Origin of the sequence: Avibacterium sp. 20-129, assembly GCF_026226845.1 — a bacterium.
Classification (GTDB): domain Bacteria; phylum Pseudomonadota; class Gammaproteobacteria; order Enterobacterales; family Pasteurellaceae; genus Avibacterium.
This window is the reverse complement of the sequence record NZ_JAKKOE010000003.1, coordinates 231,563-243,416: the sequence shown is the minus strand read 5'-3', so window position 1 is coordinate 243,416 and position 11,854 is coordinate 231,563. Positions and strand designations below refer to the sequence as shown.

The 11,854-nt window shown below is 40.5% G+C and carries 12 protein-coding genes; 5 read left to right on the top strand and 7 right to left on the bottom strand.

Translation table 11 applies throughout. The annotated features are described in order from the left end of the window. Nucleotides 1-23: 23 nt before the first annotated feature. Nucleotides 24-1,385, top strand: coding sequence for a CDP-diacylglycerol--serine O-phosphatidyltransferase (gene pssA / locus L5B90_RS10750; RefSeq protein WP_265762928.1), 1,362 nt, complete (start codon nt 24-26; stop codon nt 1,383-1,385). A 257-nt stretch (nt 1,386-1,642) separates the two neighbouring features. Here the strand turns inward: pssA and L5B90_RS10745 are convergent, their stop codons facing one another. From L5B90_RS10745 to L5B90_RS10735, 3 genes are all read right to left on the bottom strand, one after another. Next, on the bottom strand, nt 1,643-2,104 hold the full coding sequence (locus L5B90_RS10745; protein WP_265762927.1) for a DMT family transporter: 462 nt from the start codon (nt 2,102-2,104) through the stop codon (nt 1,643-1,645). Nucleotides 2,105-2,196: 92 nt separating this feature from the next. Next, a complete protein-coding gene (locus tag L5B90_RS10740) occupies nt 2,197-2,865 on the bottom strand; it encodes an NAD(P)H-dependent oxidoreductase (protein ID WP_250351435.1) in 669 nt (222 codons plus the stop codon). A gap of 144 nt (nt 2,866-3,009) precedes the next feature. Continuing rightward, a complete protein-coding gene (locus L5B90_RS10735; RefSeq protein ID WP_250351436.1) occupies nt 3,010-4,323 on the bottom strand; it encodes an anaerobic C4-dicarboxylate transporter in 1,314 nt (437 codons plus the stop codon). Nucleotides 4,324-4,592: 269 nt separating this feature from the next. Here L5B90_RS10735 and L5B90_RS10730 point away from each other — a divergent pair, with 269 nt between their 5' ends. Together L5B90_RS10730 and secB are read left to right on the top strand one after the other, a co-directional pair. Next, nucleotides 4,593-5,039, top strand: coding sequence for a rhodanese-like domain-containing protein (locus L5B90_RS10730; protein ID WP_265762926.1), 447 nt, complete (start codon nt 4,593-4,595; stop codon nt 5,037-5,039). An 18-nt stretch (nt 5,040-5,057) separates the two neighbouring features. Continuing rightward, nucleotides 5,058-5,570 carry a protein-export chaperone SecB gene (gene secB / locus L5B90_RS10725; protein WP_250351438.1) on the top strand — a complete coding sequence of 171 codons (513 nt, stop codon included), beginning with the start codon at nt 5,058-5,060 and terminating at the stop codon, nt 5,568-5,570. A gap of 42 nt (nt 5,571-5,612) precedes the next feature. Here the strand turns inward: secB and L5B90_RS10720 are convergent, their stop codons facing one another. Continuing rightward, complete coding sequence (locus L5B90_RS10720) at nt 5,613-5,915, bottom strand: addiction module antidote protein (RefSeq protein WP_250363708.1); 303 nt, start codon at nt 5,913-5,915, stop codon at nt 5,613-5,615. Nucleotides 5,916-5,919: 4 nt separating this feature from the next. Further along, nucleotides 5,920-6,216, bottom strand: coding sequence for a type II toxin-antitoxin system RelE/ParE family toxin (locus L5B90_RS10715; protein WP_250363707.1), 297 nt, complete (start codon nt 6,214-6,216; stop codon nt 5,920-5,922). 191 nt (nt 6,217-6,407) lie between these two features. On the opposite strand from L5B90_RS10715, the gene gpsA reads away from it, so the two are divergent. Both gpsA and cysE read left to right on the top strand, forming a co-directional pair. Further along, a complete protein-coding gene (gene gpsA / locus L5B90_RS10710) occupies nt 6,408-7,421 on the top strand; it encodes an NAD(P)H-dependent glycerol-3-phosphate dehydrogenase (protein WP_265762924.1) in 1,014 nt (337 codons plus the stop codon). Between the two features lies 1 nt (nt 7,422). After that, nucleotides 7,423-8,220, top strand: a complete 798-nt coding sequence (cysE, locus tag L5B90_RS10705; RefSeq protein WP_250363705.1) for a serine O-acetyltransferase — start codon at nt 7,423-7,425, stop codon at nt 8,218-8,220. Between the two features lie 205 nt (nt 8,221-8,425). Here the strand turns inward: cysE and selB are convergent, their stop codons facing one another. Further along, complete coding sequence (gene selB, locus L5B90_RS10700; protein WP_265762923.1) at nt 8,426-10,285, bottom strand: selenocysteine-specific translation elongation factor; 1,860 nt, start codon at nt 10,283-10,285, stop codon at nt 8,426-8,428. Continuing rightward, complete coding sequence (selA, locus tag L5B90_RS10695) at nt 10,282-11,667, bottom strand: L-seryl-tRNA(Sec) selenium transferase (RefSeq protein ID WP_250363703.1); 1,386 nt, start codon at nt 11,665-11,667, stop codon at nt 10,282-10,284. Before selA ends, selB begins: the two co-directional genes overlap by 4 nt. Nucleotides 11,668-11,854 lie beyond the last annotated feature (187 nt).

The following is an 11,854-nucleotide window of genomic DNA, read 5'->3' as shown; positions in this document are numbered from 1 at the left end:
TTACTAAAATTAGAGTAAAAATTATGTTGATAAATAAAACGAAACGGGCGAAAGAAAATCTACAAACCTTGCCTTATTTGGCTTTAGAGGAAACACAAATTGATTTTCTTCATCACCCTGCGGAATTTAAGCAACAGATTATTCAGCTTATTCGTGAAGCAAAAACGCGCATTTATATCACCGCACTTTATTGGCAAAATGATGAAGCAGGGCAAGCGATTTTGAATGAGATCTTTGCCGCGAAAAGCCGTAATCCGAATCTTGATGTGAAAATTTTTGTGGATTGGCATCGCGCTCAACGTAATTTACTCGGGGCAGAAAAGACAGCCACAAATGCGGACTGGTATTGTGATCAACGGGCAATTCATCAATATGGTGAACACGCTCATTTATTTTTCGGTGTTCCCGTAAATACACGAGAAGTTTTTGGCGTTTTACACATTAAAGGCTTTATTTTTGATGATACGTTGCTATACAGTGGGGCGAGTATCAATAATGTTTATTTACAGCAAAATGAAAAATATCGCTACGATCGTTATCATAAAATCACTCATTCGGCTTTAACAGACTCAATGGTAGATTTTCTCAAACAGCATTTGCTGAGTAATCAAGCAGTATTACCGTTGGATAATGTTGAGCGTCCTAAAACCAAAGAAATTCGCCAACATATTCGTGCTTTCCGTAAAGGCTTGGCAAGTGATGGACAATATAAGTTTGCAAACGAAGAAAATTCTGGCCTAAAAATCACCCCACTTTTTGGCTTAGGCGGTGGTGCAAATCTGCTTAACCGTACGATTGAAGATCTTTTTCAGATTGTGCAGGAAAAATTGGTGATCTGTACGCCTTACTTTAATTTCCCTCGCCCATTGCAACAAAAAATTCGGCGTTTATTACAAAAAGGCAAGCAAATTGAAATTATTGTGGGGGATAAAACTGCCAATGATTTTTATATTCCCCCTTCACAGCCATTTAAAATGGCTGGCGCGCTACCTTATTTATATGAAAGTAATTTACGCCGTTTTAGCCAAAAATTTGAGCAACAACTCAACCAAGGTCAGCTGGTTATTCGCACTTGGAAAGACGGTGATAACAGCTATCACCTAAAGGGGGTGTGGGTAGATGATCATTATATGCTTTTAACCGGCAACAATCTTAACCCGCGTGCTTGGCGTTTAGACGCAGAAAATGGCTTGCTCATTCAAGATCCAGCACAACAACTGCAATCCCAAGTACAACAAGAATTAGATTGTATTCGCCAACATACCATACAGCTCACACACTACACAGAACTGGAGGCACTTTCGCAATATCCAGAACCAGTGCAAAAACTGCTGAAAAAATTTGCCCGTATTAAAGCGGATAAATTAGTGAAGATGATTTTGTAGAAGAAAACTTTTTACATTTCAATGTGTTCTTACCACACTTTTACTCTTCCCCTCTTGATGCAAGAGGGGAATTTTTTGGGAAATCCTAACTCATTTCCAAATGATCGCCTTTACATTGCTTGTGTGGCAATATTTTTTAGGCGGACACACCAGCCCGCCATTACGGGAAAATAGGAAGACAATGAAGAAGTGCGGTAATTTTTTATAGTATTTTTACCTGAGATGAGGATAGCACTTATCGATCGATGTGTTGAAAGCTAGCCAAACAATTTTTTGCCAAAGAAAAATAGCACTAATCCAGCGCCCATAAACACAAAGCCAATTATTTGCCAGATTTGGATTGGACGACTTGTCATACCAATCAAGCCAAAATGATCAATCACCGCTGCGGCAATAAGTTGCCCGATAATGATGAAAAACAGCATATTGGTTACGCCCATTTTAGGGGCGAGAAAAATGGTTGTGAAGACCACTAACGCACCGAGCGGGCCACCAATGAGTTTCCATATTGGTTGTTTTGGCACTTGTTGCAAGGCGGTGAATAAATCAGCTTTCCACCAACAAATAAAAAACAGCAATAGGGTTCCCATTGCAAAAGAAATCAATGCAGCGACCACGGGTTGTCCCATTAATGAGCCTGCCAGTTGGCTATTAATCGCCGCTTGCGTGGCAAGAGCAACGCCTGCACAAAGTGCAATTAGAATAAATGAAATGAGCATACCTATTCCAAAGAATGATTAAAAAGAAGAAAATTCGCACCGCACTTTATTTTTATTGATAGGATAAAGTGCGGTAGGATTTTACGGGGTTTTTATTTTACCCATTCGACAATTTCGTCAAATGCTTGGCGTGTTTTTTCTCGCGGTGCATTTACGCGATAGCCAAATGCCGCCATTACACTGAGCTTGTATTCATCTGCACGGTATAACCCTTCTGCAACAAAAAGATCATTCATTTTTTCTAGCGGAAAGCCCTCAATCGGGGTGCTATCAATACCAATCATTGCCGCGCTAGTGAGCATATTGCCTAAGGCGATATAACTTTGACGGCAAGCCCAATGATAAAACGCAACGGGATTGTCGGTGAGCGCAAAATCGTTTTCTGTAAAGTTGCGATAAAAACCTTGACGCAATTTAAGGGCATCTTCAGGGATATGATGCACATCACGCATAATATGTGGGACATATTCGCCATCTGCTAAAAGAGTTTGGGGTTGGCGAACGAGGATAACGACAAAATGGCTACAATCCATAATTTTATCTTTCGCTCCCCACGCGGTATCGCGGATGAGTTCTTTAATATGCTGATTTTCAATCACTAAAAATTTCCACGGCTCAAATCCAAAGGAACTTGGCGAAAGACGTGCGGTTTCAAGGATAAAGCGAAAATCTTCCTCGCTGATTTTCTTTGTGGGATCGTATTGTTTGCACGCGTGGCGAAAATGGTAAGCATCAAGAATTTGTTGTTTGGAAATCGTCATTATTATATTCCTCTTGTTAAAAAAGCTGGCCATATTATGCGAAAGTTTGGCAAGGAATGCCATAGCTAACTTTTTGTATCAGAATGAGGGCATAAAAAAACTGGGAGCAACGCCCCCAGTTGATAGCATAAAGTGCGGTAAAAATTACAGCAAAATATTGGCGAACAACAAGCCAAACGCAAGGCTGAATGCCATACTTAATAGCCCCGGTAGCATAAAGCTATGGTTGAAAATATATTTACCAATACGTGTTGTTCCTGTGGTATCAAAGTCAATTGAGGCAATGATTGGACCGTAGTTTGGAATGAAGAAGTAACCATTTACCGCAACAAATACCCCAATTAACACAGGTGCTGGAATGCCCAATGCAATCCCAACTGGGAATAAAGTGGCAACTGTTGCGCCTTGGCTATTTACTAAAACAGAAAGCACAAATAGTGCAATAGCAAAGGTCCAAGGTGCGGTTTCAACCAACACTTTCACACTTTCTTTGACTTCCACCATATGCGCTTGCATCAGGGTATCACCTAACCACGCAATACCAAAAATAGCGATAACAGCACGCATTCCCGCGTGGAACACGGAACCTTGTGTAATGGCGTTACCATTTGGTTTACAAGTTAAAATGATTAATGCACCTACAGTCAGCATCACGATTTCAATGGCGTGTGCCATTCCCATTGGTTTGCCATCAAAAACTGGACGTAAGCCAGGGAATGCCCCCATTAATACTACTAATAACGCACCAAATAAGAATAAACCGACAGATAATTTCGCAGTTGGTTTTAATTGAATGTTGTCAGGATTAACATCTGTATGGTTTTCTTTTACATACTCAGGATCTTGTAATAAACGTTGATATTCTGGGTCATCTTTTAATTCTTTACCCATTTTATTGACGAAGATACAAGCAAGCGCTAAGCCTAAAATGGTTGAAGGTATGGTTACCATTAACACATCACCTAAGTGAATGCCTTGTGGCTCAAGATAAGCAACCACCGCAACCACCGCAGCAGCAATCGGGCTAGCGACAATGGCAAATTGTGAAGCAATTACCGCCATTGAAAGCGGACGTTCAGGACGCACACCATTGTGGCGACTCACTTCTGCAATCACAGGTAATACAGAATAAGCCACGTGACCTGTTCCTGCTAATACGGTGAATGTCCAAGTTACTGCAGGCGCAATAAAGGTGATGTATTTCGGGTGTTTACGTAAAATATTGGTGGCGATTTTGATCATATAATCTAAACCACCTGCGGCTTGCATTGCCGCTGCGGCAGAAACGACCGCCATAATCATTAGCATTACATTAATCGGTAAACCCGCAGGCGCTAAGCCGAAGCCAAAAGAGAGGATAGCAAGCCCCATACCGCCCATCACTCCCAAGCCGATACCGCCAATGCGCGCACCAATCAAAATGCACACCAATACGATGGCAAATTGGAGAAAAAACATAATCGAACCTCTTTTAATATATTGATTAGATAATTTCTTTGCAAAAAGAACATACAATGATGAAAAGAGAAAAATCTCTTTAAAATCGCGCAATAATATAGCAATAAACGCGGTGAATCGCTATATAAGCTCTAATTATTTTTATTTATTCATTGATTTAGAATAAAACCCACCTTAACAAGTGGGGAATTTCACAGAGTTTCTTTGAAAGATGAATAAAGTGCGGTTATACTTAGGTCTTTATTTTGAACTAAAACATAGAGAGTAAAATGCAAGAATTTCTACCGATGGCAATCGCCTTTGCAAAAAATCACACATTAATGGTTATTTCTTGGATAGCCGTATTTTTTCTCGTTATTTACACCTATTTCAAGGCGTTCACCACCAAAGTGAAAACCATTGAGAATGCTGAGATCGTTAGCTTAATGAATAATAAAGAGGCGACAGTAATTGATGTGCGTACCCTTGATGAATTTGAACGTGGGCATATTATTCACAGCATTCATTTATTACCTAGCGAAATTAAAAATCAGAATATTGGTAAAATTGAACAGCATAAAGACAAGCCCGTTGTGGTTGTGTGTGCCACGGGAATGGCTGCTGGCACTTCCGCAGAGCTTTTGGCTAAACAAGGATTTCGAGAAGTGTACGCGTTAAAAGAAGGGATTGCAGGTTGGCGTTCAGCGAATTTGCCATTAGTGAAAAAAGATAAATAACTCATAGAGGAATAGAAAATGACTGAGCAAAATCAAGAAGTTGCAACGGAAGCACAAGAACAACAAACAGAAGCTGTATTACAAATTCAACGTATCTATATTAAAGATGTCTCTTTTGAAGCGCCGAATCTTCCCCATATTTTCCAACAAGAATGGAAACCTCAACTTTCTTTTGATTTAAACACAGAAGTGGTTGAATTAGGTGAAGATCTTTATGAGGTCTGTTTAAACATTTCCACCGAAACCACCCTTGAAGAAAGTGGTGATGTGGCGTTTATTTGTGAAGTAAAACAAGCAGGTGTGTTCACAGTAAGTGGGTTGGAAGGCGTTCAACTTGCCCATTGCTTAACTTCACAATGCCCAAATATGCTGTTCCCTTACGCGCGTGAATTAATTGCAAGCCTTGTAAACCGTGGCACTTTCCCGCCATTAAATCTTTCTCCTGTAAACTTTGATGCACTCTTTATGGAATATTTAGAGCGTCAGCAAGCGGAGCAAGCACAGGACGAGAAACCAGAAACGGTTAATTAATCAAAATAAGTGGGTGAAAGACCCACTTTTTTATGGAAAAAATCACCGCCCTTTAATTGTTGGCACGAGTTCCAAATTAAACGCCAAGAGAATTTTTTGTATGGTTTCAAATCTCGGTTTACTGCCTTTGGATAGGGTTTTATACAGACTTTCACGCCCTAAACCTGTTTGTTTAGCTAGCTCTGTCATTCCTCTTGCTCTTGCAACTGTTGAAAGTGCGGTTAAAAATTCTTCTTGCTCTCCACTTTTTAGGGTTTCAGCTAAATAAGCCTGTATATCTTCTTCCGTAGTAAGGTATTTTGCTGCGTCAAAATGACTTGTTTTAATATTTGCTTTTAATTTCATTATGTTAATCCTCGATCATCATTCTTGCTTTGTTAATATCTGCCTGTTGTGTTGATTTATCGTCACCACACAACAAAAAATATAACGTATTGCCATCTTGAATGTAATAAACACGATAACCTGCTCCCGTTGCTATTCGCATTTCATAAAGCCCACCACCTAATGGTTTATGATCACCGAAATTTCCTTGCTCAGCTCGTTCTATGCGCTTGATAATTGCCATTTTTGCTATGCGATTTTTTAAATTCATTAGCCAGTGGTCAAATTCGGCTGTTGTTCTTATTTCATTTATTTTTTCCATACCCATCTCCTTTTATAAATTGTATTAGATAGGATACAATTTGGCAAGGTAATCTATCCACTGCTTTATATAACGCCCCACCACTAACTCACTTCTGTAAAAATTCTATTTTCAGTCTAATTCAAGTAGGTTAAACTCAAGGCATTAATAGTGAGTGTGATTCACTTTTATTTTCATTATGGAGATGATTAATGCACAACAATATTTCCAATTCACCCATTACTGTCATTGGCGCAGGATCTTACGGGACGGCATTGGCAATCAGCTTCTCTCGTAACGGTTCACCTACTTATCTTTGGGGACATAATGCCGAACATATGCAAGCGTTGGCGGATACACGCTGTAATCAGCCTTTTTTACCAGATATTCCGTTTCCTGAAGCATTACAAATTGAAACAAATTTAGCGAGTGCGGTGCAAAAATCACGAGATTTATTGATTGTTGTACCTAGCCACGTTTTTGGCGAAGTTTTAGAAAAAATCCGACCGCACTTACAGCCAGAGCATCGAATTGTTTGGGCGACGAAAGGTTTAGAACGAGATACAGGGCGTTTATTGCAACAGCTGGTAGAAGAAAAACTTGGCACGCAATATCCATTAGCTGTTTTATCTGGCCCAACATTTGCCAAAGAGCTTGCACAAGGGCTGCCAACGGCAATCACCTTAGCTTCTCACGATCTGGCGTTTGCCCAAGAATTTCAAGCGCGTATTCATTGCAGTAAACATTTTCGTGTTTATCTTAATCAAGATATGATCGGTGTTCAGCTTGGCGGAGCTATTAAAAATGTGATTGCCATTGGGGCTGGAATGTCAGACGGAATGGGGTTTGGCGCAAATGCGCGTACTGCCTTGATCACACGTGGTTTAGCGGAGATTAGCCGATTAGGGGAGTCACTCGGGGCAAACCCCAATACATTTATGGGAATGTCAGGCTTAGGTGATTTAGTGCTAACTTGTACCGATAACCAATCGCGTAATCGTCGTTTTGGGTTAATGCTTGGTCAGGGGAAAAGCACCGAGCAGGCATTAGCTGAAATTGGTCAGGTGGTGGAAGGATTTTATAACACCAAAGAAACCTATTTACTTGCTCAGCGACAAGGTGTAGAAATGCCAATTACCGAACAAATTTACCAAGTCCTATTTTGTGCTAAAAATGCCAAAGATGTTGCATTCAGTCTGCTTGGGCGAGAACGAAAAGGAGAATAAAATGCCTGTTGAAGTTTGGCGTTTACTTCGTCAAGAAGCAAAAGAATTAGCGGAATGTGAGCCAATGCTCGCGAGTTTTTTTCATTCCACTATTCTAAAACACCAGAATCTTGGTAACGCATTAAGTTATATTTTAGCTAATAAATTAGCAAATCCCATTATGCCCGCGATCACCTTGCGTGAAATTATTGAAGATGCCTACCAAGCAGAACCTGATATCATTGGCAGTGCGGCTTGTGATATTCGTGCGGTGCGTCAGCGGGATCCCGCAGTGGAGTTATGGACTACGCCGTTATTATATTTAAAAGGTTTTCACGCTTTACAAAGTTACCGTATTACCCATTATTTATGGCAACAAAATCGTAAAGCGTTGGCGATTTATTTACAAAATGAAATTTCTGTTGCGTTTGATGTAGATATTCACCCCGCTGCACAAATAGGCTGTGGCATTATGTTCGATCACGCCACTGGCATTGTGGTAGGTGAAACCTCTGTTATCGAAAATGATGTGTCTATTCTACAAGGCGTTACCCTAGGCGGAACTGGTAAAGAATCTGGTGATCGTCATCCAAAAGTAAGGGAGGGGGTGATGATTGGAGCTGGGGCAAAAATTCTCGGTAATATTGAAATTGGGCGTTATGCCAAAATTGGCGCCAATTCTGTGGTGTTACAACCCGTCCCTGAATATACCACTGTTGCGGGGGTTCCTTCAAAAACCATTGGTAAAGATAAAGCAGCAAAACCGGCATTTGAAATGGATCAATGTTTTATTGATGAGAAAATCAATTTGAATATTTAGTGGAATAACATAGGTTCAACATAGGTTGATACTTGATCTGCTTTATCGTTGCTTTAGTTTGAAATAAATGGACGTTGTGAGGATGTTATCTTATCCCGCTTGCAAAAGGATTGATGAAAAAATAAATGGCAATAAAAATGTGTTTGCATTTAAGAAAAGTGCGGTGATAAATTTCTCCATTTTTCACCGTACTTGTGTTTTATGGTTAGTAATCAAAGAGATCGCCATCTCGTAATAAATGCACATTTCCCTTACGGCGTAAAAAACCACAGCGATCGAAATATTCCATAAGTTGTACCGTCATTTTTCTGCCCCATTGTAATTCATCGCGGAGTTGATTTACTGAAATGTCTCCCTTCTCCAAGATAATGTTTTTTACCCAATGGGCATACGCATACAGGGTTTCTGTAAGCATAAAACGATCTCGTACAATAGGCGTTAAATAGCCCAATTTCCCTGCTTTATAAAGAAAATTACGCATCGTGCTTTCATCTAAATCCAGCAAATTCGCTAAATCTCGCACCCATAATGCTTGTCCGTGCTGTTGTTCAAAATGCGTGAGGACTTGTTGCCATAACTGCTGTTCTTCTGTATTAAAACGAATTTTATGTTCTGGTAAATGCAACCAACCGCGCGTTTGCTGAAGCTTCTCTTGGGCTAATAAGTCAGCAATAAAATAATAAATTAAGGCTTCTGGCTGATGAATAGCCGTAATGCGATATAAACGTGCTTTGCTTAAGCCAAGTTGATCGGGAGATTGTTGGTGGTAATCTGTCAATGTGGCAATTAATTTTTCACTTTGCTGTTGTTGATAACTGCGCGTAAATGCCCACCCTTGCCAGGTTTCGATATGACGTTCTGCAAGTAAATCGGGTAAATCCTCTTCTTTACGTTGTGCTAACCACGCTAATTCCGTAAGTGGCATTGGGCGATGTTGTAAATAGCAACTTAAACGTTCAGCTACGTTTTGCGTTGTGAGTAAATGATGTAAAAAATTCAACCGCACTTCAGTACGCTTGTAACGTTTTGGCGAGTGAATTTCAATCACCCTTGCGCCGGCTAATAAGGATTTGGCATCGCCTGTACGTAAAATTAATTTATCGTTATAGGTTAAGTATAATGGATCTTGTAAAGTGAGTTCTGCTAGGGCTTTTTGCTGTGGATAAAGTTGTTTATTTTCGAGCAATGTGAGTTTACCTGTTGTATGCGAGGCGGCGTGATAACTATGCACCGCTTGGCTTTCTTGTATCCATTGTGCCGCTTCGATTTCTACGGTAATGCGATCAGTGGCAACTGTTGGTGGATGAGAGAAAAGCCAGTCTCCACGCTGAATTTCAGTTCGTTCTACATCGGTTTGAATATTTAAGGCTAAACGTTGCCCGGCCTCTCCAACCATTGATGGTTGATCTTGACTATGAATATTTTTAATACGCACTTTTTTTCCTGTGGATAAGTACAGTTCTTCATTCGTAGCAATACGCCCACTGAATGCCGTGCCTGTTACCACAGTTCCTGCCCCTTTAATCGTAAAAATGCGATCAATCGCATAACGGAAAGGCAGCTGGTTATCAGAAAGAGAAGGCAAATTTGCTAAATGTGCTTGTAATTCGTCAATACCTTGCCCTGTATAAGCGGAAGTAATGAAAAAAGGGCTTTCTTCCAAAAATGGATATGCTTGCATCAGTTGTTGCTTGGTGTTTGCAATATGTGTTTCGCTGACTTTATCCGCTTTTGTGATGACAACAATAATTTGCTTAAAATGCAATAAGCGTAAAATGGCGAGATGTTCTGCGGTTTGTGGCTGAATACCTTCATCTGCGGCAACGATAAGCATTGCATAATCTACTCCGCCTAGCCCGGCAAGCATATTTGAGAGAAATTTTTCGTGTCCCGGCACATCAATAAAACCCAGCGTTTTCTGTGGTAAAGGTAAATAGGCATAACCTAAATCAATCGTCATTCCACGTTTCTTTTCTTCTGGCAAGCGATCCGCATCAGTACCCGTTAAAGCGCGTAACAAAGCGGTTTTGCCGTGATCGACGTGGCCTGAGGTAACAATAATCATAGTTGCTCCACGGTATTTAATAAACGTTCAAAATTGGCAAGGCTACGTAGATCGAGCCATAATTTATTTTGTTCAATTCGCCCAATGATAGGGTGGGGGAGTTGTTTGAAGCGTTCAATAAGTGCGGTCAATTTTTGCGATGTTTTTTCTTCTATGGTTACCGCAATGGAAGGGAGCGTGGCGAGGGGTTGGGCGCCACTGCCAATTTGTGCTTGGCTTTGTTCCACACGGACGGTATAGGCAAAATCTAACTGATTTTCCAACCGCACTTTCAGTATTTCTGCCTGTTGGCGTAATACGGAGACAGGCTGCGTGAGTAAGTGCAAACTCGTCAGTTTCTCTGTCAATTTTTCAGGTTGAAGATATAAACGCAACGTTGCTTCTAACCCCGCTAAAATGACTTTATCACAGCGTAACGCGCGCTTGAGCGGATGCGCTTGTAGTTGATCGATAAATTCTTTTTTTCCAACAATAATGCCTGTCTGTGGGCCACCTAGCAATTTATCCCCAGAAAATGAGATTAAATCCACACCTTGCTGCCATTTTTCTTGTACGGTAGGTTCATTCGGCAAGCCATATTGTGAAAGATCCACCAATGCTCCACTGCCTAAATCGGTTACCACAGGCACATTCATTTCCTGACCAAGTTGTGCTAATTCGGCTTCGCTGACAGAATGCGTAAAGCCACAAATTTGGTAATTACTACTATGAACTTTCATTAAAAAGGCGGTATTTTCGTTGATCGCACGGCGATAATCAGTTAAATGGGTGCGATTTGTTGTACCAACTTCAATTAGCTTACAGCCTGCTTGTTGCATAATATCAGGGATACGGAACGAACCGCCAATTTCAATTAGCTCACCACGAGAAATAACCACTTCTTTACCCGCTGCAAAGGTAGCTAACATTAGTAACACGGCTGCTGCATTGTTGTTCACCACGCAAGCGGCTTCTGCTCCGGTAAGCTTACATAATAGCTCACTAATATACTTATCGCGGTGGCTACGTTCTCCGGCGAGCAAGTCATATTCTAATGCGACATTTTCTTGCATCGTTAATAATGCGGCTTGCTGTGCAGCCTCAGCCCACAAAGCCCGACCTAAATTCGTATGTAAAACAGTTCCCGTTAAATTATGCACAGGTTGAATTTTTACTTGTTGTTGTATGGTGAGGGTTCGCTGAATTTCGGTAAGCAAGTTTTCCTGATTAAGAAAAATATCGGGAAGTGTTTGTGTTTTTTTTATCTGAGAACGGGCATCTTCAAGGAGTTTTCTGCATACATTAACCACCGCACGATGACCGAACATTGTAATCAGTGGGGCAATTTCACGCTGTTTTAACAATTTATCTATTGAAGGAAGTTGTTGAAAAAGGCTGCTCATTTTATCGTCCTAGTAAACTTTTACTTGTAATCATACTGTTTTTTAATCAAAAATTCAGCTTTTAACTGGAAGTCTTGCCGAGAGATGTTGAAAGGATATGGCATTGGTGTGTTTTTCGGTAGCACTTTACTAAAATGATCTTATGTTATTGCACATTAAAATAACAATAAAATGTGGACCGATAATT

What these genes read in the sequence shown, in the direction of transcription:
- pssA (WP_265762928.1), top strand. Translation starts at nt 24, where the DNA reads ATGTTGATAAATAAAACGAAACGGGCGAAAGAAAATCTACAAACCTTG.
- L5B90_RS10745 (WP_265762927.1), bottom strand. Translation starts at nt 2,104, where the DNA reads ATGCTCATTTCATTTATTCTAATTGCACTTTGTGCAGGCGTTGCTCTT.
- L5B90_RS10740 (WP_250351435.1), bottom strand. Translation starts at nt 2,865, where the DNA reads ATGACGATTTCCAAACAACAAATTCTTGATGCTTACCATTTTCGCCAC.
- L5B90_RS10735 (WP_250351436.1), bottom strand. Translation starts at nt 4,323, where the DNA reads ATGTTTTTTCTCCAATTTGCCATCGTATTGGTGTGCATTTTGATTGGT.
- L5B90_RS10730 (WP_265762926.1), top strand. Translation starts at nt 4,593, where the DNA reads ATGCAAGAATTTCTACCGATGGCAATCGCCTTTGCAAAAAATCACACA.
- secB (WP_250351438.1), top strand. Translation starts at nt 5,058, where the DNA reads ATGACTGAGCAAAATCAAGAAGTTGCAACGGAAGCACAAGAACAACAA.
- L5B90_RS10720 (WP_250363708.1), bottom strand. Translation starts at nt 5,915, where the DNA reads ATGAAATTAAAAGCAAATATTAAAACAAGTCATTTTGACGCAGCAAAA.
- L5B90_RS10715 (WP_250363707.1), bottom strand. Translation starts at nt 6,216, where the DNA reads ATGGAAAAAATAAATGAAATAAGAACAACAGCCGAATTTGACCACTGG.
- gpsA (WP_265762924.1), top strand. Translation starts at nt 6,408, where the DNA reads ATGCACAACAATATTTCCAATTCACCCATTACTGTCATTGGCGCAGGA.
- cysE (WP_250363705.1), top strand. Translation starts at nt 7,423, where the DNA reads ATGCCTGTTGAAGTTTGGCGTTTACTTCGTCAAGAAGCAAAAGAATTA.
- selB (WP_265762923.1), bottom strand. Translation starts at nt 10,285, where the DNA reads ATGATTATTGTTACCTCAGGCCACGTCGATCACGGCAAAACCGCTTTG.
- selA (WP_250363703.1), bottom strand. Translation starts at nt 11,667, where the DNA reads ATGAGCAGCCTTTTTCAACAACTTCCTTCAATAGATAAATTGTTAAAA.